26 protein-coding genes and 1 pseudogene are annotated in these 24,503 nt (G+C 48.1%); 23 read left to right on the forward strand and 4 right to left on the reverse strand.

Annotated features, from left to right (window positions below):
* The first annotated feature begins 33 nt into the window (after positions 1 to 33).
* From HPL003_RS11710 to HPL003_RS11720, 3 genes are all read left to right on the forward strand, one after another.
* Positions 34 to 1,269, forward strand: a complete 1,236-nt coding sequence (locus HPL003_RS11710) for a serine hydrolase (RefSeq protein WP_014279856.1) — start codon at positions 34 to 36, stop codon at positions 1,267 to 1,269.
* A gap of 259 nt (positions 1,270 to 1,528) precedes the next feature.
* Positions 1,529 to 1,822 (forward strand): putative quinol monooxygenase, encoded by a 294-nt coding sequence (locus HPL003_RS11715; RefSeq protein ID WP_014279857.1) that lies wholly within the window; start codon positions 1,529 to 1,531, stop codon positions 1,820 to 1,822.
* Between the two features lie 45 nt (positions 1,823 to 1,867).
* Positions 1,868 to 2,692, forward strand: coding sequence for an aldo/keto reductase (locus HPL003_RS11720; protein WP_014279858.1), 825 nt, complete (start codon positions 1,868 to 1,870; stop codon positions 2,690 to 2,692).
* 127 nt (positions 2,693 to 2,819) lie between these two features.
* Here HPL003_RS11720 and HPL003_RS11725 read toward each other — a convergent pair whose 3' ends face one another.
* Both HPL003_RS11725 and HPL003_RS11730 read right to left on the reverse strand, forming a co-directional pair.
* Positions 2,820 to 3,476: an SdpI family protein gene (locus HPL003_RS11725; RefSeq protein WP_014279859.1), complete on the reverse strand. Its 657-nt coding sequence runs from the start codon at positions 3,474 to 3,476 to the stop codon at positions 2,820 to 2,822.
* Complete coding sequence (locus HPL003_RS11730) at positions 3,473 to 3,784, reverse strand: autorepressor SdpR family transcription factor (RefSeq protein WP_014279860.1); 312 nt, start codon at positions 3,782 to 3,784, stop codon at positions 3,473 to 3,475. Before HPL003_RS11730 ends, HPL003_RS11725 begins: the two co-directional genes overlap by 4 nt.
* 221 nt (positions 3,785 to 4,005) lie before the next feature.
* Here HPL003_RS11730 and HPL003_RS11735 point away from each other — a divergent pair.
* From HPL003_RS11735 to HPL003_RS11780, 10 genes and pseudogenes are all read left to right on the forward strand, one after another.
* A pseudogene (locus HPL003_RS11735) lies at positions 4,006 to 4,530 on the forward strand (alpha/beta hydrolase); the annotation flags it as partial.
* 161 nt (positions 4,531 to 4,691) lie between these two features.
* Positions 4,692 to 4,916, forward strand: a complete 225-nt coding sequence (gene tlp, locus HPL003_RS11740; RefSeq protein ID WP_014279862.1) for a small acid-soluble spore protein Tlp — start codon at positions 4,692 to 4,694, stop codon at positions 4,914 to 4,916.
* 242 nt (positions 4,917 to 5,158) lie between these two features.
* Complete coding sequence (locus tag HPL003_RS11745; RefSeq protein WP_014279863.1) at positions 5,159 to 6,451, forward strand: ABC transporter substrate-binding protein; 1,293 nt, start codon at positions 5,159 to 5,161, stop codon at positions 6,449 to 6,451.
* A 27-nt stretch (positions 6,452 to 6,478) separates the two neighbouring features.
* Positions 6,479 to 7,441, forward strand: coding sequence for a carbohydrate ABC transporter permease (locus HPL003_RS11750; RefSeq protein WP_014279864.1), 963 nt, complete (start codon positions 6,479 to 6,481; stop codon positions 7,439 to 7,441).
* Positions 7,442 to 7,444: 3 nt separating this feature from the next.
* Positions 7,445 to 8,284 (forward strand): carbohydrate ABC transporter permease, encoded by an 840-nt coding sequence (locus tag HPL003_RS11755; protein ID WP_014279865.1) that lies wholly within the window; start codon positions 7,445 to 7,447, stop codon positions 8,282 to 8,284.
* A 185-nt stretch (positions 8,285 to 8,469) separates the two neighbouring features.
* The gene (gene ilvA, locus HPL003_RS11760; protein ID WP_014279866.1) at positions 8,470 to 9,759 is read left to right on the forward strand and encodes a threonine ammonia-lyase IlvA; all 1,290 of its coding nucleotides are present in this window, start codon (positions 8,470 to 8,472) and stop codon (positions 9,757 to 9,759) included.
* Positions 9,760 to 9,957: 198 nt separating this feature from the next.
* Positions 9,958 to 10,932, forward strand: coding sequence for an arabinan endo-1,5-alpha-L-arabinosidase AbnA (locus HPL003_RS11765; RefSeq protein WP_014279867.1), 975 nt, complete (start codon positions 9,958 to 9,960; stop codon positions 10,930 to 10,932).
* Between the two features lie 200 nt (positions 10,933 to 11,132).
* Positions 11,133 to 12,218 (forward strand): FecCD family ABC transporter permease, encoded by a 1,086-nt coding sequence (locus tag HPL003_RS11770; protein ID WP_014279868.1) that lies wholly within the window; start codon positions 11,133 to 11,135, stop codon positions 12,216 to 12,218.
* Positions 12,218 to 13,243 carry a FecCD family ABC transporter permease gene (locus HPL003_RS11775; RefSeq protein WP_014279869.1) on the forward strand — a complete coding sequence of 342 codons (1,026 nt, stop codon included), beginning with the start codon at positions 12,218 to 12,220 and terminating at the stop codon, positions 13,241 to 13,243. Before HPL003_RS11770 ends, HPL003_RS11775 begins: the two co-directional genes overlap by 1 nt.
* Before the next feature lie 89 nt (positions 13,244 to 13,332).
* On the forward strand, positions 13,333 to 14,280 hold the full coding sequence (locus HPL003_RS11780; protein WP_014279870.1) for an ABC transporter substrate-binding protein: 948 nt from the start codon (positions 13,333 to 13,335) through the stop codon (positions 14,278 to 14,280).
* A 140-nt stretch (positions 14,281 to 14,420) separates the two neighbouring features.
* On the opposite strand, the gene HPL003_RS11785 is transcribed toward HPL003_RS11780, so the two are convergent.
* Positions 14,421 to 14,849, reverse strand: a complete 429-nt coding sequence (locus HPL003_RS11785; RefSeq protein ID WP_014279871.1) for a hypothetical protein — start codon at positions 14,847 to 14,849, stop codon at positions 14,421 to 14,423.
* A gap of 196 nt (positions 14,850 to 15,045) precedes the next feature.
* On the opposite strand from HPL003_RS11785, the gene HPL003_RS11790 reads away from it, so the two are divergent.
* The 3 genes from HPL003_RS11790 to HPL003_RS11800 all read left to right on the forward strand — a co-directional run bounded on the left by HPL003_RS11790 (position 15,046) and on the right by HPL003_RS11800 (position 17,399).
* Positions 15,046 to 15,345, forward strand: a complete 300-nt coding sequence (locus HPL003_RS11790; RefSeq protein ID WP_014279872.1) for a hypothetical protein — start codon at positions 15,046 to 15,048, stop codon at positions 15,343 to 15,345.
* Between the two features lie 345 nt (positions 15,346 to 15,690).
* Entirely contained in the window at positions 15,691 to 16,515 is an 825-nt protein-coding gene (locus HPL003_RS11795; RefSeq protein ID WP_014279873.1) for an alpha/beta hydrolase, read from the forward strand.
* Between the two features lie 92 nt (positions 16,516 to 16,607).
* The gene (locus HPL003_RS11800) at positions 16,608 to 17,399 is read left to right on the forward strand and encodes a dioxygenase family protein (RefSeq protein WP_014279874.1); all 792 of its coding nucleotides are present in this window, start codon (positions 16,608 to 16,610) and stop codon (positions 17,397 to 17,399) included.
* Between the two features lie 197 nt (positions 17,400 to 17,596).
* Here the strand turns inward: HPL003_RS11800 and HPL003_RS11805 are convergent, their stop codons facing one another.
* Entirely contained in the window at positions 17,597 to 18,115 is a 519-nt protein-coding gene (locus tag HPL003_RS11805; protein ID WP_014279875.1) for a DoxX family membrane protein, read from the reverse strand.
* A gap of 244 nt (positions 18,116 to 18,359) precedes the next feature.
* Between HPL003_RS11805 and HPL003_RS11810 the strand changes: the two genes are divergently transcribed.
* The 7 genes from HPL003_RS11810 to HPL003_RS11840 all read left to right on the forward strand — a co-directional run bounded on the left by HPL003_RS11810 (position 18,360) and on the right by HPL003_RS11840 (position 24,397).
* Complete coding sequence (locus HPL003_RS11810) at positions 18,360 to 19,454, forward strand: DUF3048 domain-containing protein (RefSeq protein ID WP_014279876.1); 1,095 nt, start codon at positions 18,360 to 18,362, stop codon at positions 19,452 to 19,454.
* A 189-nt stretch (positions 19,455 to 19,643) separates the two neighbouring features.
* Positions 19,644 to 20,258, forward strand: a complete 615-nt coding sequence (locus HPL003_RS11815; protein WP_014279877.1) for a DUF47 domain-containing protein — start codon at positions 19,644 to 19,646, stop codon at positions 20,256 to 20,258.
* 14 nt (positions 20,259 to 20,272) lie between these two features.
* Entirely contained in the window at positions 20,273 to 21,262 is a 990-nt protein-coding gene (locus tag HPL003_RS11820; RefSeq protein WP_014279878.1) for an inorganic phosphate transporter, read from the forward strand.
* 242 nt (positions 21,263 to 21,504) lie between these two features.
* Positions 21,505 to 22,953 (forward strand): amino acid ABC transporter substrate-binding protein/permease, encoded by a 1,449-nt coding sequence (locus HPL003_RS11825; RefSeq protein ID WP_014279879.1) that lies wholly within the window; start codon positions 21,505 to 21,507, stop codon positions 22,951 to 22,953.
* On the forward strand, positions 22,946 to 23,674 hold the full coding sequence (locus HPL003_RS11830) for an amino acid ABC transporter ATP-binding protein (protein WP_014279880.1): 729 nt from the start codon (positions 22,946 to 22,948) through the stop codon (positions 23,672 to 23,674). Before HPL003_RS11825 ends, HPL003_RS11830 begins: the two co-directional genes overlap by 8 nt.
* A gap of 382 nt (positions 23,675 to 24,056) precedes the next feature.
* The gene (locus HPL003_RS30315; RefSeq protein WP_337998897.1) at positions 24,057 to 24,200 is read left to right on the forward strand and encodes a hypothetical protein; all 144 of its coding nucleotides are present in this window, start codon (positions 24,057 to 24,059) and stop codon (positions 24,198 to 24,200) included.
* The gene (locus tag HPL003_RS11840; RefSeq protein ID WP_014279882.1) at positions 24,200 to 24,397 is read left to right on the forward strand and encodes a GNAT family N-acetyltransferase; all 198 of its coding nucleotides are present in this window, start codon (positions 24,200 to 24,202) and stop codon (positions 24,395 to 24,397) included. Before HPL003_RS30315 ends, HPL003_RS11840 begins: the two co-directional genes overlap by 1 nt.
* The last annotated feature ends 106 nt before the right edge of the window (positions 24,398 to 24,503 follow it).

Below are 24,503 nucleotides of genomic sequence, written 5' to 3' on the forward strand. Positions count from 1 at the left end.
TGTGTGCTGAGTGCATACGGGGGGAGGTATATAGTGAAACGAAAGCAGCTTGTGATCAAAGCGGTGGGCTTGGCTGCGGTACTCATCGTGATTGGTATGGTCGTGGGATTGCCATCATCGATGCAGGACAGAATGGCTAATACCTCGGATACTGTTCGGCCCGCAACTGCCATTGTAGCTGACGCTAAGGAGGAAACGATTGAGCAGGATAGCGCTCATCGCGTGCTGCGCTTTTTAGAGGAACATCCAGAGAAAGCATCCATTACGATTCTGAGGGATGGAAAGAAGCTGGCAGGCCGTGAGGAGAACCGGATGATGCCCTTGGCGAGTACGGTCAAGACGGTCATTGCGGTGGAATATGCCAAGCAGGCGGCGGCAGGTACAATCAACCCGGATGAACGGATCAAGCTGACTGCGCTGGAGCGATTCTATCTACCAGGTCTGAATGGTGGCGCACATCCGGCATGGTTGAAGGATATGGAAGCCAAAGGACAGTTGAAGAATGGAACCGTGTCTATGCGCGAAGTCGCTAAAGGGATGATTCGGTTTAGCTCCAATGCCAATACCGAGTATTTAATGGACAGACTGGGCTTGGAACAGATTAACCAAACAAAATCTGACCTGGGACTCCAAGATCATGATCCGATTTATCCATTTGTATCTTCCATTCTGATTCCTTATGAATGGATGAGAGAGACCCAGGGACGGGCGTGGGATGGTGCAAAGTATAGCAATTCTGCCAAAGCAGACGTTCGAGCGATGCCTGATGCGGAGTTCCGCCAACATGCCCAGATGATACATAACAAGCTGGCTCGTGATACGAGCGGTTCTTATAAGAGAAATGCCGCTATCGCGACATGGTATAATCGGGAGTTTGATCGAATGAACACGGAACGTTTTATAGCTTCGACGACAGCGGACTATGCGTCCTTGATGAGTAAGCTGAATAGCCGTCAAGGCTTTACTAAAGCCGAGCAAAAATTATTGTCTGAGGTCATGGAACCGCTGATGGATCATCCGGAAAATCAGAAATGGCTGCACCATTCCGGGCAAAAGGGCGGATCTACCGAGTATGTCCTCACCCTGGCCATGTATGCGACGGACAAGGAAGGACATTCGACAGAAATGGCGGTCTTCTTTAAGGACCTGGACCCGTTCACGAATGCCTCCTTACAAAATATGATGAATGAATTTAAAGAACGGCTACTGCGTGATGAATCGTTCAGAAAAGAAATCAATCAGCGCATTGGTGTACAGGTGAAAATGTAACCCCTACCCGTTGCCTTTTTGCTTGTGTTCCCAACAGCCCGGTGACCACCAGCACTAAAAGGGATATGAAAAGGATTAGTTTTGTCTGAAAAACGCACGTGCATTCACCGCCGTCAAGCAAGATATGGGAGGGGCCGATCGCCTGATTTTCTCTCCAACACGATCCATTTTACTGTATTACAGGAACGGTCGCACTTTTAATCTGCCGGAATAATGGTCTATAATAGAAATAGTTACATAATGTGAGGAGGACGATATCATGATTATTATTCATGCTGATATGAAAGTTTTACCTGAAAAAAGAGAGGCTTTTCTGCAACAAACCCAGGGATTGCTCAGCGCTTCACAAGCTGAAGAAGGTAATGTACGCTACACGCTGATGCAGGATCTGAATGATCCCAACGCTTTTACCATGGTTGAAGAGTGGAAGGATGCTGCTGCTGTAGACTTCCATAACAAGTCTGCCCATTTCCAGGCATTTGTTGCCGCAGCTAAAGAATTGCTGGCCGCTCCGCTTCAAGTGAATGCTTTTCAGGATGCAACCAAGCTGTAATTAGCCCGTTTTCTAAATCATAATCAGGAACAGGAGGAGATAGACATGGGGAACATTGCGGATACAACTGTACTGAATAACGGAGTTCAGATGCCTTGGCTGGGTTTTGGTACGTACAAGGCGGAAGGCAATGAGGTTTACGAAGCGGTCAAAATAGCCATAGATGCTGGTTACCGCAGCATTGATACAGCGGCGATTTACGGCAATGAGGACCTGGTTGGACAAGCCATTCGCGACAGTGGGGCGGACAGAGAAAGTCTGTTTGTTACCACAAAGCTGTGGAACCAGGATCAGGGCTACGATTCAACCCTGCGTGCCTTCGAGGAAAGCCGCAAGCGGCTGGGTCTGGACATCATTGATCTGTATCTCATTCATTGGCCTGGCAAGGACAAGTACAAGGAAACCTGGAAGGCATTTGAACGCCTGTATGAAGAAGGAAGCGTACGCGCCATCGGAGTAAGCAACTTCCAAGTTCACCACCTCGAAAACCTCCTGAAAGACAGCAATATCGTACCTGTCATCAACCAAGTGGAGCTTCACCCGCGTCTGACACAGCAAGAGCTGCATCAATACTGCCGAGAGCACCAGATTCAGCTTGAATCCTGGAGCCCACTGATGAAGGGTAAATTGACCGAGCAAGCGGATATCGTTGAGATTGCTGCAAAATACGGCAAAACCTCGTCGCAGGTTATTTTGCGCTGGCATCTGGATCGGGGTATCGTGACGATTCCCAAATCTGTAACCGCGCATCGTATCCGCGAAAATGCCGATCTGTTCGATTTTGAACTGACGGAAGAGGATATTAACCGAATCAATGGTCTTCATCTGGATGAACGTGTAGGCACCCATCCCGATAAGCTGTTGTTCTAGTTGTAGAATGAAAAAGAACCTTCAATTCCACGTGTGTCGTGGTTTTGGAGGTTCTTTGTTTATTTATGCATTGGGATTATCTCATACGCTTTTGTCCGTCTGGACAGAGTTACTACGTCCTGCATGCCTACTTTTGATTTAATTTGCGATGCAGGAGGAAGGAATAGAGTATGGGGGCGACGACGGATATAGCCAGTCCAGTGAGAAAAATGACCGTTCCCGCCACTCCGCCGACCCATGCCGCCACCAAACCCGAAGCACCACCGAGCATCATCATAGGGCCGCCAAAACGGTGCGTTTTACGCCATACCTCCGGGTTGGACAAAGTCCACGGCGTGCGGATACCGAAGGTATAGTTTGGCTGTACCTGAGTCAAATAATTACCGAGCACCAGCAGCATCAGGCCTATCAACCCGCAAATTATAGTATTCATTTGAAAGGAGATGTTCAGGCTATACAGCAGCATGCCCCAGCCCGCCACAGCGAGAACTACCGAAATACCTGTACGCGTTACTTCGTAGGCTTTAGAAAATTTCTGGTAATTCGCTCGATTCGGGTCCATGTAGCGGGCTAACCGGATCAATAGTGGTACCAGGCCTATCAGCACTAGCATGACGATAGCACCATTTTTACCCATATACCTGTCCGGTGTATTGTTAAAGCTAAAATGAGAAGCTATGGTTTCGGGCAGTCGGTCGTACATTAACAAAGCACCTATAGCGGGTGACAAGGCGATCAAAGTGGTCAAAACATCCGTAAAACTCCAGCTTACACGAAATTTCATTCCAGTCCCTCCGTATCCTTGATGTCATTTGAATTTTTTTTCGCAGGGGCATCGGAACGGGCTATGCTGAACATCCAACCGATGACATCCGCGACAACCGTCGTGTGAAGGGTGTAAATAATGTTTTGCCCCTGTCGCTCATCCAGCACCAGCCCTGCTTGCTTCAGGATATTCAGATGGTGGGAGATGCTAGGCTTGCTGATTTGAAAATGCTCAGCCACTTCGCCTGCGCTCATGCTTTCTTCTTTTAAAAGCTGTAATATTTTACGCCGGGTCGGATCAGCTAAAGCTTTGAACGCATCATTCAAAATCCACTTCCTCCTTTAGATATTTAGATAATATTCTAAATATCTAATACAATAGTAAAATAGAGCTATGATATATGTCAACGGATCATTACATTATTTTAGAAAAAAGGTTTAGAGCTGGTTTGCTGATTTTGTTTGTAAAAGGTCGGGAAGTTCGCTATAATTCATTTATGTTAAAAATAAGATTCTTAATTTAAAATAAAATTTGGAGGAGGATATACATGAAACACGTATTCCGTAAAGGAAGTCATCCGCAGGCCCCGGTTATTTTGCTGTTGCACGGGACAGGTGGGAACGAACAAGACCTGATCCCTTTGGCTGATTTGGTAGCACCGGGGGCGTCTGTGTTAGGCGTAAGGGGAAATGTGTTGGAAAATGGCATGCCGCGTTTCTTCCGCCGTTTGGCAGAGGGGGTGTTCGACATCGAGGATCTCGTAATCCGTACCAAGGAACTGAGTGAATTTGTGGATACGGCTGCGGAGCAGTACGATTTTGACCGCAACAACGTTGTGGCTCTTGGCTATTCCAACGGAGCGAACATAGCGGCCAGCATGCTCTTTCACGATGCCAAGGCGCTGCGCGGAGCTATTCTGCACCATGCGATGGTGCCGCTGCGTGGGCTGAATCTGCCAGACTTGAATGGTGTTCCTGTATTTCTGTCTTCCGGCGAAAATGACCCGATTGTTCCGGTTGCGGAATCCCGTGAGCTGCAAACCTTGCTGGAAGGCGCAGGCGCGCAGGTAGATGCGCACTGGGAACGCAACGGGCACCAATTGACCCGTACCGAGGCCGAAGCCGCAGGAAAGTGGTTTGGGAAGCATTTTAATGCATAAAATGATCCGATAGCGTTCAAGCTACTGATTAGCGCTCCAGTGAGCGATTCCATGATTAGGAGGCGACAAGCGAAATGGCAAAACCAGATAATCGAGCCGACAATGTTGAACATTTGCAACAAAGTATTCAGAATACACAGCAGAACCTGCATGAAGCTGAAGGGTATCTGAACGAATTTTCCTCTGAAATCAGTGATGAGGAGCGTAAGCAAATCGAAGAAAAAAATAACCGCCGTAAAGAAAGTATTAGATCGTTTCGAGCAGAAGTGAAGGACGAAGCAGCACATTCTCAAGAGTAGTTAAAAAAAACGCGACCCAGCTCCGAGTTTCAATTCGAGTTGGGTCGTTTTTTATGCAAAAATCATCATAGCCCCATTCAATTCATTTTCCCCCTATAATGCAATGTAGGCGCTAGTTTTGCGCTAAAAATGAATTTTTTATAAATAATGTTCTTGTAAACTAATTTGGCTTGATGTTAAATAGAAAAGAAAGCGCAATCATTTTAAGGAATCATCTTTTCATCATGCGAAGGGGGAAGGATATGCTGCTGCGAAGAAAAAGCATGGCGTTGATGCTCATGGCGGTGGTTCTGCTGGCTGGACTGCTGCAAGGCTGTTCTGGCAAGGCCGACGAAAAGGATGGGCCGGGAACAGAACTGGTATTGTGGACGTTTAATGAACTGCATGAGAAGTTTTTTCTGCAAATGGCTGACCAATGGAACCAACTGCACCCTGATGAACCGATTGTTTTGAAAGCGAATACATTCCCTTATGATAACCACCACAGCAAGCTGTCGATTGCGTTGCAATCAGGGGTGGGCGCGCCGGATATCGCGGATATTGAGGTGAACAAGATCGGTAATTTCCTCAAAGGGATACCGCAACTGGTTCCGCTCAATCCGGTAATTGACCCGGAGCTGAAAAATATCGTGCCCTCCAGAGTGCAAATTTACGGTAAAGACGGTAAGTATTACGGCATTGATTTTCATGTCGGAGCCGAAGTGATGTATTACAATAAAGAAATTTTGGATCAGGCGGGGGTAAACCCGGATTCTATCGTAACGTGGGCAGATTATGCTGCGGCGGGCAAGCAAGTGCTGGCGAAGACGGGCAAGCCGATGGCGACCGTGGAAACGAATGACCTGTGGAATTACTGGCCGATGATCTCCCAGCAAAAATCGGATTTCTTGGATGACAAGGGTGAACTGACGCTGGATAACGAAACGAATATTAAAACGCTCGAATTTCTCCAGCAGATGGTGAAGGACAAAATCGCTATTCCCGCGCCGGGCGGCGGACACCATATGGAGGAATACTACGGGTTTATGAACAAAGGAGGGGCCGCTTCGGTGTGGATGCCGATGTGGTATATGGGACGTTTTACGGATTACATGCCTGACCTGAAAGGGAAAATCATCATCCGACCGTTGCCAGCGTGGGAAAAAGGCGGCTCTCGGTCAGCGGGGATGGGCGGAACGGGCACGGTGGTCACGAACCAATCGAAGCACCAGGATCTGGCGATGCGTTTTCTGGCTTTTGCCAAGCTGTCCAAGCAAGGGAATGTAGAGATTTGGAAGCAGCTTGGCTTTGATCCGATCCGCAGTGAAGTATGGACGATGCCGGAAGTCAAAGCGAAGAATAAGTTTACGGATTATTTCGGAACGAATATTTTTGATACGCTCATTGAGGTAAAAGATGAAATTAATGCGGTGCATATCGGACCGAAAACACCTGATATCGCCAGTGCAGTGCGCAATAAAATACTTTACCGAACACTGCTGAATGGTGAGGATCCGGCCACGGTGCTGCATGAGCTGGCAGATGAATTGAGATAGACCTCAACAGGAAAGGGAGTGAGATTCATGGCAACGCCCGTTCATACGAACGCAAATGTACCGACAGGTCAGCCGCCGAAGCCTCAGCGTCCGACCAGAAGCCGATGGAGCCGCTTTATTCATTCCAGCCGCACGGCGCCGTATGTGTTTGTACTTCCGTTTGTCCTGTCCTTTGCACTGTTTTTTGCCTATCCGGTCATCTCAACGGTCATTATGAGCTTTCAGGAAGTGCTGCCTGGCATAACGACGTATGTCGGACTGGAAAATTATAAAGATTTGATCAATCCCACGTTTGGAAAAGCGATTCTGAACAGCGTTCTGTATACCCTGCTTACGCTGGTGGTGCTGATTCCGCTGCCGCTGGTGCTGGCGGTATTGCTGAATTCGCCTAAAATGCCGGGCAGAGGACTGTTTCGCTCGGTGATGTTTATACCTGCACTGACCTCGGTGGTGGTCGCGGGAACGATTTTCCGGCTCATGTTCGGGGAATTGGACGGCTCGCTGATGAATTCCTTGCTGGGTGTGTTCGGTCTGGAGCCGTACAAATGGCTGATGAACGCCAACACCGGATTTTTAGCGTTGATCGTACTGGCCTTGTGGAGATGGCTGGGCGTGAACATGCTGTATTACATGTCGGGACTGCAAAACATTCCCCCCGAGCTGTATGAAGCCGCACAGATTGATGGAGCCAGTCGCTTTGATTCCTTTTGGCGGATTACGATTCCGATGCTAAAACCAGTGACGATCTACGTATTTACGATTAGTATTTATGCGGGGTTGTCAATGTTTACGGAGAGCTACATGCTGTGGAACGGGAACAACTCTCCGAATGATATCGGCTTAACGATTGTCGGTTATCTGTACCGTCAAGGTCTGGAGCAAAACAGTATGGGCTTCGGAGCCGCAGTAGGCATTGTATTGCTCGTATTTACGCTGCTGCTGAACCTGGTCCAGCTCAAATTTTTCGGCTTGTTTCGGAAGGAGGACTAAGCGATGGTTCAGAAGCAAAAAGGCCCGTTATCCGCACTGCTCGTTGTTCTGTTCATCCTGTTTGCAGGGTTTGCCCTGTTTCCGCTATTTGCCGTGACGCTTGCCTCCTTCAAGCCATCGACGGAGCTGCTGCGGTACGGCTTGAATCTCAAGCTGGAGTGGAGCATCATGTCCTTGAAAAATTACGCGTTCATCTTTCAGGGGACGACGGATTATTTTCAATGGTACTGGAACAGCGTTGTGATTACCGTCCTATTTACGGTGCTATGTCTGATATTGTCCGCCATGGTGGGCTATGGACTGGAAATGTATCGTTTCAAACTGAAAAATGTGATTTTTACGCTCGTACTGGTCGTGATGATGATTCCAGTAGAAATTATTATGCTTCCACTCTATAAGCTGATGATCGGCATGAAGCTGATCAATACGGTATGGGGCGTCATTCTGCCATTTGTTGTCGCGCCGATTCCGATCTTTTTCTTCCGTCAATATTTGAGCGGGGTGCCGAAGGATTTTATGGATGCTGCACGGGTTGACGGCTGTTCGGAGTATGGCATTTTCGTGCGGATTATGATGCCTCTAATGGCGCCCGCATTCGCGGCAATGGCTATTTTGCAGGCGATGAACAGTTGGAATAACTTCCTGTGGCCGATGATTGTACTTCGCACCAACGACATGCTGACGCTGCCGATTGGTCTGTCCAGTCTGCTGACGCCGTATGGTAATAATTATGATGTGCTGATCGCCGGGTCGGTGCTGGCTATTTTGCCAATTCTCGTTGTGTTCCTGTTCTTCCAGCGTTACTTTATTGAGGGAATGACCGCAGGCGGGGTAAAAGGATAAATTGCAGTTATGCTCTAACGTCAGGAAAAGCAGGTCGGGAATCATCCCGGTCTGCTTTTTTTTGAATATAATTGATTTTCATTCTCATTTTCATGCTCTATGACCTGCACAAGCTATAGGTAAACGTGGTATGATATTTGAAAGATTTCAAATACAGAAATATTCAGGCGGAGCGTGGAGAACCTATGGAACCAACAGAAACCCAGAAAATCGATCCGACCCCGATGGCGTCAACCGTCAGCATGGAGGATATTGTACGGGCGCATCATATGTTGCGTGAGGTGATTGTACGTACACCTTTGCAGCGGGATGCCGTCCTGTCGGCCAAATATAACTGTAACGTGTATCTGAAGAGAGAGGATCTCCAGGTTGTGCGTTCCTTTAAAATCCGTGGAGCCTACAACATGATTCGCAGCCTGACTCCCGAGCAGATGGAAAAGGGTATCGTGTGTGCGAGTGCGGGGAATCATGCGCAAGGTGTGGCTTTTTCATGTAATGCGCTGGGCATTCACGGTAAAATATTCATGCCGAGCACAACGCCTAATCAGAAGGTGAAGCAGGTTCGTCGCTTTGGCGGCAACAGTGTGGAGGTCATTTTGACCGGGGATACGTTCGACGATGCATACGATGAGGCGATAAAGGTGTGCAGTGAGCAGGAGATGACCTTTATCCATCCGTTTGACCAGCCGAAAATTATAGCGGGCAACGGTACGATTGCGATGGAAGTAATGGAAAGCTTGGATACGCCAGCGGATTATGTGTTCGTAACCATTGGCGGTGGCGGTTTGGCGGCAGGCGTAGGCACGTATTTCAAAACGGTCAGTCCCTCCACTAAGGTAATTGGCGTAGAACCGCTTGGCGCGGCGTCGATGACGGAAGCGATGCGTTTGAACAAGGTGGTTACGCTGGAGCAAATAGACAAGTTCGTTGACGGAGCCGCTGTTAAGCGTGTCGGTCAGTTAACGTATGACATTTGTACACGTACCCTGGACGATATTGTGAAGGTACCGGAAGGTAAGGCGTGTACTGCGATTTTGGAATTGTATAATGAAAATGCGATTGTTGTGGAGCCTGCGGGTTCGTTGCCTGTAGCAGCATTGGATATGTATCGTGAACAGATTCAGGGCAAAACGGTTGTCTGCATCGTCAGCGGTGGCAACAACGATATTGACCGTATGCAGGAGATTAAGGAACGGTCCCTGATTTACGAAGGACTGAAGTATTATTTTATGGTAAATTTCCCGCAAAGAGCAGGAGCGCTGCGTGAGTTTCTTCAGGATGTGCTTGGACCGGACGATGATATAACAAGGTTTGAGTATACGAAAAAGAACGACAAGGAGAATGGCCCGGCGCTGGTTGGCATTGAGCTGTTTCACAAGGAAGACTATCTTCCTTTGATTGAACGAATGAACCGCAAGGGGCTCAAATATACGGAATTGAACAAAAACGAAGATCTGTTTAATATGCTGATTTAACAAGGAAGGAGCCTGCGGGCTCCTTTTTGTATGTATAGCGTTATGCGTAGTTTATGAATTTCTTTTTATTTGAAATAAAGCGTTTACAAAACAGAAGTTGATAGGTTAATATATATGTAACTTCATAAGTATAAACACTAACATAATATGTGTATCACCTGATTCTTATCATAAAAACGAATTTGGAGGTGCGTAAGAGTGTTGAAATCTTGGAAAAAATCAGTACAGGGTAAATGGGCCCGAACGGCGTTTGCTGCCGTAACCTCGGCTGCATTATTGCTATCAGTGGTGCCGTCGGCGTCGGCAGAGCATTGGGCGTTAACTGGTGACGTAGCGGTGCATGATCCGTCCATCACGAAGGAAGGCAATGCATGGTATATTTTCTCCACAGGGCAGGGGATACAGGTTCAAAGATCGGATGATGGACGTAATTTTTACAGATTGCCGCAAATATTCCTGTCGCCGCCATCATGGTGGAAATCGTATGTACCCAAGCAGAAGACTAATGATGTATGGGCACCGGATGCTCAAAAGTACAATGGACGAGTATGGGTTTACTACTCCATTTCTACTTTCGGGTCCCGCACTTCGGCCATTGGATTGACTTCTGCAACAAGTATAGGAGCCGGAAGCTGGAGAGATGACGGACTAGTGCTGCGTACGACGGATTCTAACGATTATAATGCCATTGACCCGAATCTGGTCATTGACGCTTCCGGTAACCCGTGGCTTTCCTTCGGCTCATGGAACTCAGGCTTGAAAGTGACACGTCTGGACAAAAATACGATGAAGCCTACGGGGCAGATTTATTCCATCGCGAAGCGTACCGCTGGCGGTCTGGAAGCTCCACATGTTACATACCGAGACGGTTATTATTATCTGTTTGCTTCCATTGATAACTGCTGCCAGGGTGTAAACAGTAATTACAAAATTATTTACGGTCGCTCCAAGAGTATCACCGGACCGTATGAGGACAAGAGTGGTAAAAAACTGATGGATGGCGGCGGAACTGTGCTGGATGCGGGGAATGACCGTTGGAAGGGACCGGGCGGTCAGTCTATTTATAACAATAGTGTGATTGCGCGTCATGCCTATGATGCGACTGATAACGGAAATCCAAAGTTGCTGATTAGTGATCTGAAATGGGACTCCGCAGGTTGGCCTACGTACTAAAAAATGTGGGCTACATGGAGTCATCCGTCTAGCCACCTCACCTAGGTATATCTAAAAACTGTTCCTCCATTGGGGGAGCAGTTTTTGGCTTGCAATGTCATAGAAACATGCTATTATGAATCAAGTTGATAATAATTATCATTATCGACATCGTTATGAGCGTTATGGTGGTTTCAGGTATGGAGGGAGTGACCTCACGAATGCAGTTTAAAGGAAGAGCAGACAATCATGCGGCTCGGACAGAAGGCACAGCTCCCGAAGCAGCCTTTGTAGCCCGGCCTTTACTCCGGGCGGGCCGGATTCGGCAGGCGCTGCTATTCATAGGTGCTGCTGTGCTGCTGGCCTTGGCCATGTTTGCCGCGATTTCCCTTGGAGCCAAGGACTTGACCTTAGGCACGGTATGGGCGGCGGTATTTCACTATGATCGTTCATTGATGGCGCATCAGATCATTCATGAGCTGAGATTACCACGTGTGCTTGGGGCGGCTGTCATCGGAGCTGCGCTGGCGGTAGCAGGCTCCCTGATTCAGGGTATTACGCGCAACCCGCTGGGAGATACAGGTGTGTTAGGCATTAACGCAGGAGCGATGTTCGTGGTCGCTGTGAGCTTTGCCTTTTTCCCTAATCTTCCTTATGGGACGTTAATCGTATTGTCATTCCTCGGGGCGCTGATGAGCACCTTGCTGGTATTTGGTCTGGGAGCTTCCGCGCCCGGAGGTTTGACGCCGATGAGACTGACCGTATCTGGAGCAGTGACGGCTGCTCTACTAGGCTCTATGACTTCGGGAATTGCGATTTATTTTGATCTGAGCCAGGATTTGGCCTTTTGGTATGCGGGCGGTGTCGCCGGAATCAAATGGTCGCAGCTTGAGATTCTTGCGCCGATTTTGCTGATTGTGATCGCTTGGTCGATGGGGCTGGCACGCTCTATTTCACTGATTTCGATGGGCGATGAGGTGGCGCTGAATCTTGGATTAAATCTCAAGCGTATCCGGCTGCTGGGTCTGCTGACCGTGGTGGTACTGGCCGGGTTGTCCGTGTCCGCCGCCGGGGCCATCGGCTTTGTAGGGCTGGTTATCCCGCATATTGCCCGCAAGCTGATCGGTGTGGATTATCGCCAGATTGTACCGCTGTCTGCGCTATTGGGAGCTGTGCTGCTGGTGTTGGCTGATTTGGGAGCGAGAATGGCGAATCCGCCGGAGGAGCTAGCTATTGGAATTATGGTGTCTTTTATTGGGGTGCCTTTTTTCCTCTTTCTCGCCCGTAAGGAAAGGAGGGATTTGTAGTGAGTCGCTCTTTAGGGACCGGGGATGCAAGAAGGACAAAAGCTTGGCTCGTCTGCATGGTTTTGGCGGGGATCAGCTTTGTTGTCATTGTTCTGGGTCTGAATACCGGAACGATTCGCATTCCACCGCTACGCGTGCTGGATACGCTATTTGGCGGGGGCAGCGGACGTGATCATACCGTTCTGTTCGAATACCGTCTGCCGCGTATCGTTGTAACGATACTGGCTGGGGCCGGATTGGGAGCAGCCGGAGCTGTTATGCAGGGCTTGTCGCGGAATGCACTCGCTGACCCGGGGGTGCTGGGGCTTCACGCGGGGGCTGCGTTGGGACTGGTGATGTTCGTCAGTTTCTTTCGCGATCTTGAAGGATCGGCAGCCGTGCTGATCCCCCTGTTTACTTTTGCAGGAGGTGTCGTGGCGGCGGTGCTGATTGTACTGTTGTCCTATAACCGGAACAGAGGAATCGTGCCTGTGCGTCTGATCCTGTCCGGCATCGGTGTAGCCTCGGGCCTCAGCGCTATAACGCTGTATTGGTCCTTGCGGCTTGATGAGGATACTTACGCGTTCACCGCACGTTGGTTGGCTGGTAGCGTATGGGGCCGGGACTGGATACATGCGGCGGCTTTGCTGCCGTGGATAGTTATTGTGTTGCCCTACGTTCTGTCACAGACGCGCAGCCTGAACAATCTGTCGCTGGGCGACGAGACGGCCGCTGGAATCGGTACGAGTGTGAAGCGTCAGCGTCTGTTGCTGCTGGGTGCAGCCGTGGCCCTATCCAGCGCCAGTGTGTCTATGGCTGGAGGTATTGGCTTCATTGGGCTGATTGCGCCTCATCTGGCTCGCCGTCTGGTTGGGCCAATGTATCAGCATTTGCTGCCGGTGGCCTGCTTTGTTGGAATCGTCATTTTGGTCACTGCGGATACGATTGGACGCTCTGTGTTTCAGCCGAATGCGATTCCGGCGGGTGTGGTGGTTGCTGTGGTAGGGGCTCCGTATTTTTTATTTTTGCTGTCCCGTACGAAATGACAGATGCAATAGGTACATAAACCAACAAGTTGAAGCTTTCTATATAGATCATTTTATATGGAGCTTCTAATCATATTGGAGGAATAACGATGAAAAGAAATGGTTCCAATTATTCAGGATTCAAGCGTTCATGGGTGGGCATGGTTCTTATTTTATGTATGGTGATGCTGTCCGCTTGTGGACAAGCAGCAGACAACAAAGCTGCCGATACGAAAGCGGCGGACAAGGGGGAGCAAACGGTTAGCGCGGATTCGCGTATTGCTTCCATGTCCATTCATTTAACGAACAATTTGCTGGCGCTGGGCATTACTCCGGCTGGTTCGGTCATTGGCGGAGATGTTAAGGACTTTTTGCCTCATGTAAAAGATCGCCTCCAAAATACCCGCAAGCTGGGTGTTGTCACAGACCCGGATATGGAAGACGTGCTGGATCTGCAACCTGACCATATTTTTCTCGACAAAAAATATTCGGGAACCGATGTAGCCAAGTATGAGAAAATCGCACCGACCGAGGTCTTTGATCTGGACGAGGGCACATGGAGGGACCAACTGAAAAAAATAGCCGTTATGGTCAAGCATGAAGCACAGGCGGACGCTTTCCTGAAAGATTACGACGCCCAACAGGAACGGGTTAAAAAGCTGATCCATCAAAAAATCGGCGATGGAACCGTTATGGCTATTCGTGTTACGGCGAAGGAAGTCCGCGTAATGGGCATGAAGCGCCCGGTAGGACCGCTGTTGTATCAGGATTTGGGCTTGAAGCCAGCCAAGGGCGTAGAGAAGATCAACAAAGCTTATCAGGTCGTATCTCAGGAGGTTTTGCCGGATTATGATGCCGATGCGATCTTTGTCATTATCAGTAAAGGAGCGGATGCCCAAAAGGTATACACGCAACTGGAAGGAAACGCGGTATGGCAAGGACTCAAAGCAGTGAAGCAGGGTCATGTCTACATGCTGGACGGACAGCCTTGGCTGGACTATTCGGCGATGGGACACAAAATCGCTCTGGATAATGCAGAGCAACTCTTTTCCAAATAAGCTTTAGCGTACATCAGAGCCGTATCCCTAATGCATTTTATTGCAGGCGAGGAATACGGCTTTTTGCCGAGTTGTAAAATATCCAAAAGAGCCGCCACGAACAACAATCGGGCAGCTCCAGTACAAATGAGGATTGCGTCTTATGAACGTTTTTTGCGTAAAAAAATCGGCTTGAGACCGATAAAGCCGATTGCGGCAAGGATCAGATTCACCCAGGGTGAAATGCTGAACACGGGCATTACGCGGCGCAGGGCCAGCCCGGCGACGAGAATCACCACGACTAACACGACATACAGCAAGATGGACTTGAGGTCTATGCGGGGCTTCACGGGCGTATAGTCTTGCTGTGCTTCCTCTCCTTCTTCCGGGCGGTCCATAAAATTCATCAGCGCTTCAACCAGCAGGATGGCTCCTGCGGCGATGATGATCAGGGTGGACAGGTTAACTTTTTCAAAAGGAGCAACATCTCCGCCTGTAAACGTTACAAACCATCCGATGATCGCCTGTGTCAAAAAAAACATGGACAAGGCAATCCATGCAATAAGCGTATAATTTTTGGCTTTATTCATTGCTTCCTCCTGCTTTGCGGGCGTATTCCGGTCTGGCGGAACCGCCAATCCGTAACAAAAACAGTATACGTGAGTAAGCTGCGGATGGCAAAAGGCTTTGCCTGCGCAATGTATATTACCGCTGCATTCTCCTCAAACTGGATAAAGGGTGAGCACGCGAGCATCCTGAATGTAAATGTGGAAAGGATGTGGCATCATGAAGCTGGATAAGCAGGCGGATTATACGGTTAATAAACGGCTGGAAGCCGCTCCAGTTAGAAACAGCGTGGAGGCCTTGCCTGTGAACGTGAGTCATCGGAGCGTTCAGGGGACATCCCCGACGTACCGTATTCTGAACGATGCTGAATTGGCTCAGGATACCGAGTTTGCAGGTGATCTGGGTGAAGAGAGCTACCGTAGCTTATGGCATGAGGATCAGAATAGCGGTGTCTCTTGCAGGCTGGAGTGGGAGGGGCGTACGGAGACCCACGAAATGTTCAGGAACAGCTACGAATAGTCTGCGGGATGAAAGTAATTTTCCCCGTCAAGTAATGCAATATGGCGCTCTCCGTTATTCGTTGCGGGGAGTGCCATTTGTTCCCTTTTTCTCCGGTATAACTGACAGGTTGACAAGGAAGCAGGGCAATGATAGACTGACTTTACCATAAAACTTATTAAACTCATCGGAATTAAAGTGAATAGATATTTTGCTGAGCATCCATGTTACAATATACGTTTGACATATTCGTTTAAATCATTAATTACCAATCATTAATCATCACAGGAAGCTTCGCAGGATAGGGTTGCCAATATAGCATAGCAGGTTGGTGACGGTGAAGCTTGAAACAGGGGGACAATCATGATGGAACGGCAAATTGGAATACGCTTTGAACATGAGGAGCTGGCCGCAACGATTCATTATCCAAGCAATGCGAATGAAGGAGACCGTCAGAGACGGGTACCGCTCGTAGTGATATGCCACGGATTTGTGGGCAATCGTATCGGGGTAGATCGGTTATTCGTGAAGACTGCTCGTGAGCTTGCAGAAGGGGGATATTTTGTCCTGCGCTTTGACTTTGCGGGTTGCGGGGAAAGTACGGGTGAATACGGCAAGCAAGGGCTGGAGTCGATGATTAATCAGACACGTACCGTGCTTGATTATGCCGTGAATTGTGCGGATATCGACCCGACCAAGGTGACGCTGATCGGTCACAGTCTGGGCGGCGCGGTCGCCCTTCTTACAGCAGTACGGGACAAGAGAGTACAAAATCTGGTGCTTTGGTCTGCGGTTGGCTACCCGTTCAATGACATTGTTAAAATTACGGAACGGAGCGTGTACGATGAGTCAGTGAAAAGCGGCAAGGCCGACTATCTGGGCTATAAGTTCACACCTTCATATTTTGAGTCGCTTGCCCAGTTCCAGCCGTTTCAGGAGGCTGTCAAGTTTAACGGGGATGTACTCGTTATTCACGGAACCTCGGATGATATCATTCCTGTGGACTATGCATTCCTGTTCCAAAAGGTATTTTGGATGCGTCCAGAGGGACGCTGCGACAAAGAGATTATTTTTCAGGGAGACCACACCTTCTCTTCCGGTAAAGAGCGGCAGCGGTTGATCGACCGGACGTTGGAATGGCTGGATGAGCAGGAGAATATTCAGCGGGATTGGCAGCACTGGATGATCTGATTTCAGGCTGTAACGGATTGTATTGGAAATTGCGCCTCCACCGGAGTAAAATGGAAGAGTAACACTATACTGGCGTGTGGAGGTTGGCAGCGATGACATTACCCTCAATTTTTGTTGCGCACGGTTCACCGACACTGGCTTTAGAAAACAACGCATACACCAGCTTTCTTGCAGAGCTGGGCGCGAGCCTGCCCCGACCCAAAGGAATAGTCATTTTTTCCGCGCATTGGGATAGTGCTGATCAATGCATAGGCGCGGATGACCAGCATGCGGCGTTGCACGATTTCTATGGCTTTCCTGAACAAATGTACACACTTGATTACCCTGCACCAGGCGATCCGAAGCTGTATGAGGAGATAGAGCATCTGTTCAGTCAGCATAACCTGTTCCACCAGCCGGTACGGAACCGGGGACTGGATCATGGAGCATGGGTGGTTTTGCGGCATATATATCCTGATGCGGACATCCCGATCGTCCCGCTCTCCATTGATTCCCGGCGCGCTCCGCAGGAGCAATACGAGATTGGGCGGATGCTGGCACCGTTGCGTGAACGGGGCATTTTGATCATCGGTAGCGGTGGACTGGTCCACAACTTGCGAACACTCAAGCAGACGAATGAGCCGGCTGATTGGGCGGTTCAATATGATAACTGGATCGGTCAGCAGCTTCAGGAATGGAATTTACGTAATTTGTTCCAATATGATAAAAAGGCTCCTTATGCCAAACAGGCGGTTCCCTCTTATGGGATAGAGCATTTTTCGCCGCTGTTTTACGCGATGGGGGCTGCGGATGACCAGCACTCGGCGCAGAAGCTTTTTCAGTCCTATGTCTTGGGCTCACTGAGTCTCAATTGTTGGGCCTTCGGTCAAGAACGTGATACGTAAATGTGAAAAAAGAACTTCCGAATCCACATGGAAAGTGGGAATGGAAGTTCTTTTTTGGCGTTAGGATGAATCTTCTTGGTATCGTAATCGGTAGCCGCCTGTCTGGATTCCACTGCCATGATGTCAATATAACGTCAGCAGCATAGCTGCACAAAAAAACAACTGTTAGCCCGAAGGTAACAGTTGTCTTGGGTAGTTTAAGCTATTTTTCGAGCAGGGTCTGCTGGAAAGGTATCTTTATTTTTACGGAACAGTCCACGCAGGAAGGGCAGTACCCAACGATCCAAGCCAATCCGTCCAGCGTTTGCGCCAGCAACTACAAGGAAGATTTCAAACAGCAGGTAGATTGCATTGGTGCTTACTGTGCCCGAGAACAGGAACGAGAAGTTCATGACCATTGCCATCAAGGCAGCTAATGTAGTCAGTGTACCAAGAAGCAGGCCAACTCCGACCAGAAACTCACCCAGTGGGATCAGGACGTTGAACAGACCGACATTTGGTAGAGCAAAGGCTTCAAGGAACGATCCCCACCAGCCTTGTACAGCGGGATGATCTCCGCCTGTTTTAGCAATGGCCCCCGAGATAAATCCACCTGCATCGAATCCGCCAGTCAGTTTCTCAAGTCCATGGGTCATCCATTCATATCCCAGATAAACCCGTACTACAGTCAGCAGCCACATTGCTACTTTGTTCTCACGCAACCAGTTGTTAAACATTCAAACCACTCCTCTTTCTTATCTTATAATGTTGGTTGTATTTCATTTGGTTTGGGATGATCATCTCTGCTACACCTTTATTGTATTAGGTTAAGTTACAGTTATTTGTGATAAAAATCACAAAGTCTGAATATTTTTTTAAATTTTAATGTCTTCAGATAAGTATTCTATAGAGATGTCGAGTTTCAATCAAGACAAAAACAGGAAATAACGCTTATAATGAGGGAAATGTCTATCTGGAGGGATGAATTTGTCCGGGCCCATTTTCAATCGAAGCCAATGGTGGCGTATGATGACCTCGGTTTTGCTATGTATGACCATGATGTCTTGTTCTGCTATGTCCCAATCGGGTGAATCAGAACCCGCGCCCCAACCGGTTAAGCAGCAAACACAGCCGGAGTCGCTCAAGGAACCGACTATTCCGGCATTTACAGCTCCGCTTACCGGCCTTCCGGTGGAGCAGCCTGTTCTGGAACGACCGCTTGCTATTATGATTAATAACGCTCCAGCCGCACGACCTCAGGCGGGACTTAGCGAGGCCGACATGGTATATGAAGTTCTCGCAGAAGGTGGAATTACCCGTTTGGTAGCTTTTTTCCAAAGTCATGGCGGTGATGTGAAAATAGGCCCGGTCCGCAGCATCCGGCCGTATCTGATTGAGCTGGGCGAAACTTACGGGGCGTTGCCGATACACGCCGGGGGCAGTACAGATGCCTATGCAATTTTACAGCAGCAACGAAAAGAGCATCTGGATGAGATTTCGAATGGGGGAGCTTACTTCTGGAGAAGCAAGGATCGCCGTCCTCCACACAATCTGTACACAGATGTGAACAGACTTCGCCAAGGAAGCGAAAGCAAAGGCTACGCCAAGCAGACGGTGGTTCCGGTATATAACTACCTTAAATCTGGTGAAGGTTCGGTCATGGGAGACGAGGATGCAGTATCTTTGCAAATTCGCTTTTTGCTTAAAAGCTACAAGGTATCTTACACTTACGATCCGTCAGATCAGCAATATAAGCGTTTTGTGAACGAAAAGTCACATGTGGATCAAAACAATAACAAGCAGCTCTCTGCGGCCAATGTCATTGTGATGAGCACCAGACACCAAACACTGGATGATGTAGGTAGATTGAGCGTTGAACTTAATGGCGGTGGAGAGGCTATGGTGTTTCAACAAGGGAAGTTGATACACGCCGAGTGGCAGCATACGCCCGGTGATGCTATTCGTTTTATGAAAAATGGAGTTGAAATTCCGTTGGTACCGGGTACATCCTATATTCATGTAGTTCCGGCAGACGTTTCGCTGAATGAGCATGTAAGTGTAGAAGCAAAGTCATGAATCCAAAATCAACCTTTCTAGGTATGATTTGTCGGATAATGAACTTCCTTGTCGGGTAATGTATACTTAATATTGTGAAATTTGCCTTTACAAACTTTACAAAAACATTGATGAGTGTGATAAGATAGCAAAGGTTGTCTAATGCAGTCGAAACAGGTTGCGGATATTTTCGTAAAGGGGTAATCGTTAATGAGATTGAAGAAAAAGGATATATTCTTCGAGACGTTGGAAAATATGGCAGATACAATCGTGCAAGCAGCCGATTACTTTGCCCAACATACTTCAAATCTTCAAGATGTGGTTCTGTTTACTAATGAAATGAAGAAGTATGAAAATAAGTGTGATGATTACACACACACGATTATTACTGAGCTGAACAAGACCTTCATTACGCCGCTGGAACGCGACGATATCATGGAACTGACAACGACCATGGATGATGTGCTGGACGGTCTGGAAGCGACGGCCTCTCGTTTTTATATGTACAACATTACGGAGCCGGACGAGTATATTGTGCAGTTCGCTGATATTTTACGTCAGTCGGCTTATGAAATCCAGAAGGCTGTACATTTGCTTTCACAAAAGAAGCTGCTGGCCATCCGTGAATACACCATTCGCCTGAATGATTTGGAAAATCAGGGGGATGAGTTGTTGCGTATTTGCATCAAAAACCTGTTTGCAACTGTAACTGATCCCATTGAACTGATTAAACGCAAAGAATTGTACGAACGCCTTGAAACGACAACGGATTCATGCGAGGATGTTGCAAATATGCTGGAATCCATCATTATGCGTAACTCGTAAGGGAGTCCTTTTACATGGATACAAGTTTACTGGTATTGGGTATTGTTATTTTTCTTGCTCTGGCATTTGATTTTATTAACGGTTTTCATGATACGGCGAATGCTATCGCAACCTCCGTATCTACCCGTGCGCTGACGCCGCGTCGTGCGATTATTATGGCTGCGGTCATGAACTTTCTGGGAGCTATATTGTTTACAGGGGTTGCCAAGACGATTGGTGGCAGTGTCGCTGATCCTACCAAGCTAACGAACGGGATTGATATCGTCATTGCGACACTGATCGCAGCGATTATCTGGAATCTGCTCACATGGTGGTTCGGTATTCCTTCCTCATCTTCCCATGCCTTGATTGGTGCGCTGGCCGGGGCGGTGTATGTAGGTGCGGGATCAGAGAAATTGAACTGGAGTGGGTTCATCGGGATTGTCGAGGGACTTATTTTCTCCCCCCTGATTGCTTTTGTTATCGGTTATATCGTGATGATGATTTTAAAATACATCTTCGCTCGTCGTAGTCCGCATACGGTGAACAAGGGTTTTCGCACGATGCAGGTCATTACGGCAGCACTTCAATCGTTCACGCATGGTACGAATGATGCTCAGAAGGCGATGGGAATTATCACTTTTGCACTCGTCTCTGCAGGGTATCAGGATCATCTGGAAGTGCCGATGTGGGTTAAAATTTCGGCCGCAACAGCAATGGCGCTCGGTACGTCCATTGGGGGCTGGAAGATCATCAAGACGATGGGCACCAAGATTTTCAAAATCGAGCCGATCAATGGCTTCGCTGCTGATATTTCCGGAGCTTCTGTTATTTTCACAGCCACGCTGCTTCATTTACCAGTAAGTACCACTCATGCCATTACTTCGGCTATTTTGGGTGTTGGTTCTGCGAAGCGTTTTTCCGCTGTGCGTTGGTCGCTGGCTGGTCGCATTGTTATTACCTGGGTTATTACGATTCCAATTTCTGCTTTACTATCAGGTTTGATTTTCAAAATTCTTTTTTAGCTCATCATTATTTCTCAGAAAATAAGTACACACTATAGGACACACAATAAGCTTCCTTCCGCTTTTTGCGGCAGGGGCTTATTGGCATTATAGGGGCAAAAATAGGTCTTTTAAACCTTACCCGATCAGACAGGTCCATGAAACATCTTTCAAAAAATATCTGACATCAACGTAGTCAATTTTTAATAACTCCTGTAGAATAAACAGAAAACTTTGAACCGTTTGACTGACTGGAGGAACTTATGCATAAATCTAGAAAACTAATAGCACTCATGATTTGTCTGTTTTTTGTGGTTGCCCTAGCCGGTAATTTTGGCGTAGTGGCACACGCAGAAAACAAAACAAAATATGATATCGGCACGGATACTACGTTCGCTCCTTTTGAGTTTGAAGATGTAGATGGTAAATTTGTTGGAATCGATATGGACCTGCTGGCTGCTATTGCCAAGGATCAGAATTTTGACTATACCATTAAGCCTCTTGGCTTTAATGCGGCAGTGCAGGCCCTTGAAACGAATCAAGTGGACGGCGTTATTGCTGGCATGAGTATTACAGATGAACGTAAGCAAAAATTTAATTTTTCTGAACCGTATTTTGATTCAGGTGTCGTCATGGCGGTCCGTAAGGATAATGATACGATTAAGCGCTATGAGGACCTGAAAGGGCAGCGTGTCGCTGTCAAAACGGGAACAGAAGGGTACACGTTCGCCGAGTCCATTAAGGCCAAATATGGCTTTACTACGGTTCCGTTCGATGATTCCTCTCAAATGTACGATGAGGTTAAGACTGGAAATTCAGTTGCATGTTTTGATGACTATCCAGTGTTGGCATATGGAGTGACACAGAATAATGGACTCAAGCTTGTGACGGATAAGGAAAAAGGTGGTTCTTACGGTTTCGCTGTCAATAAAGGCAAAAACCAGGAACTGGTGGAGAAATTTAATGCAGGGCTTGTGAATCTTCGCAACAGCGGGGAATATGATACCATCATGTCCAAGTATCTGGGCGAATCCGGCAAAGGTGCGGCACCTGTAGAGCGTGGTCGCTGGGAACTCATTTCCGCTTCCCTGCCTTCGCTGGTCAAAGGAATGGGAAATACGCTGCTGTACACGCTTGTATCCCTGCTGGTAGCTTTTGTGCTGGGTCTGGTGTTCGGCTTTATGAAGGTGAGTCACAATAAATTGTTCCGTGGTATAGCAACAGTTTTTGTCGATGTCTTCCGTGGTATTCCGCTGATCGTACTTGCTTTCTTTATTTACTTTGGGATTCCACAGGCACTGGATTTTAAAATGCCGCTCTTTGTCGCGGCTGTACTGACGTTGTCTCTGAACGCGGGAGCTTATGTGACGGAGATCATCCGTGGTGGTATTCAGTCCATTGATCCGGGACAGATGGAAGCGGCTCGTTCTCTTGGCTTGCCATACCGGACGGCTATGCTCAAAATTATTTTACCGCAGGCTGTGAAAATCATGATCCCGTCGTTCATCAATCAGTTGGTTATTACGTTGAAGGATACGTCGATTTTGTCTGTTATTGGTCTGGTCGAATTGACCCAATCAGGTAAGATCATTATTGCGCGGACGTTCCAATCCTTTGATATTTGGCTAGTGGTTGCGGTGATGTATCTTATCGTCATTACAGTCCTGACCAAAATTTCCAACCGTCTTGAAGGGAGAGTTCGCCGTGGGTAAAATTATCGTCAAGAACCTGAAAAAAAGCTATGGTAGTAACGAGGTGCTGAAAGGCATTGATATGCAAGTGCAAGAAGGCGAGGTTGTCTGCGTCATTGGCCCCTCGGGTTCGGGGAAAAGCACGTTTTTGCGTTGTATGAACATGCTGGAGGAAATTACAGCAGGCGAGGTCATCGTGGATGACTACAACTTGAGTGACAAGAGCGTGGACATTAACAAGGTCCGTGAAAATATAGGCATGGTTTTTCAGCATTTCAACCTGTTTCCACATATGACGGTGCTCAAGAACATTATGTTCGCGCCGACAGAATTGGGTAAACAGTCCAAGGCAGAGGCCCGAGAGACGGCCATGAAGCTGCTGGAGCGTGTGGGCTTATCCGATAAGGCAGATGCCTTGCCAGGACAGTTGTCCGGCGGTCAGAAGCAGCGCGTGGCGATTGCACGTGCGCTGGCAATGAATCCGGATATTATGCTGTTCGACGAGCCGACCTCGGCGCTTGATCCTGAAATGGTCGGAGAAGTGCTCGGCGTCATGAACGATCTGGCCCGTGAAGGTATGACGATGATGATCGTAACGCATGAGATGGGTTTTGCACGCGAAGTAAGCGACCGTGTCGTATTCATGGACGGCGGCTACATCGTGGAGGAAGGAACGCCACAAGAGGTATTTGGTAATCCGCAAAATGAACGGACGATTAGTTTCTTGGAAAAGGTGTTGTAAGTGGGGCAGGGGTTGTGGATGTGCTCGGGGATGCGGCTCGTGTGAGACCGCTCCGCGTTCCATTTGATCTTTCGATCGCTGTTGCCCCCGGATTTCCTGAATAAGCTCATGGCTGGAGAAATCCGGGGGCAAAGGCGAGCGCTGGCGCTTCTACAGATTCAAATGGAACGCTGCGCTACTTGTATGCCTTCCCCTCTCCTTTGGTGCAGAACCCTGCCCCACTCTTTTGGGGTGGAGCAGGAGGAGGGAATTGGCACATCGCTTTGCTTGCTGCGCTGGGGGGAAATAGCGAGGTAAGCATCATCCGACCGCGGAGTGGCACTTCGTGAACGTGAGTGATTTTTCTTTTATGATGTTTATTTTCATAAGTGGAGGGCTTACTTTGAAGATAAGGACTGCTCATCACGAGGATATTCCGGCGTTGGCTTATTTAATGGAGGAGCTTGGTTATCCTACATCAGTTGAAGATATGAAGTTGAGATATATGAAAGAAATGAAGCTTATGCGCGTATCGTTGTTTTTGTGATGGATTCGAAACATCGTAATAAAGGCATTGGTAAGGCGCTAAATCAGGAAGCGGAAGCTTGGGCAAAAGAAAAAGGTTTGGTTGCCATTGCTTTGAACAGCAGTAATCGGAGTGAGCGACAGGATGCACATCAATTTTATCGACGGTTAGGCTATGAAGCGACAAGCACAGGCTTTGTGAAATTAATTGAAGCATAGCTACCATTATAAGTTAGCTTCTTATCAGATAGAGAGATGGAACATATCGTTTAAGTTGGATTTATATTTTATTAGGATATCTTGGGAGATTGTGATGGCCCGGAGA

Source organism: Paenibacillus terrae HPL-003 (genome assembly GCF_000235585.1).
Classification (GTDB): Bacteria; Bacillota; Bacilli; order Paenibacillales; family Paenibacillaceae; genus Paenibacillus; species Paenibacillus terrae_B.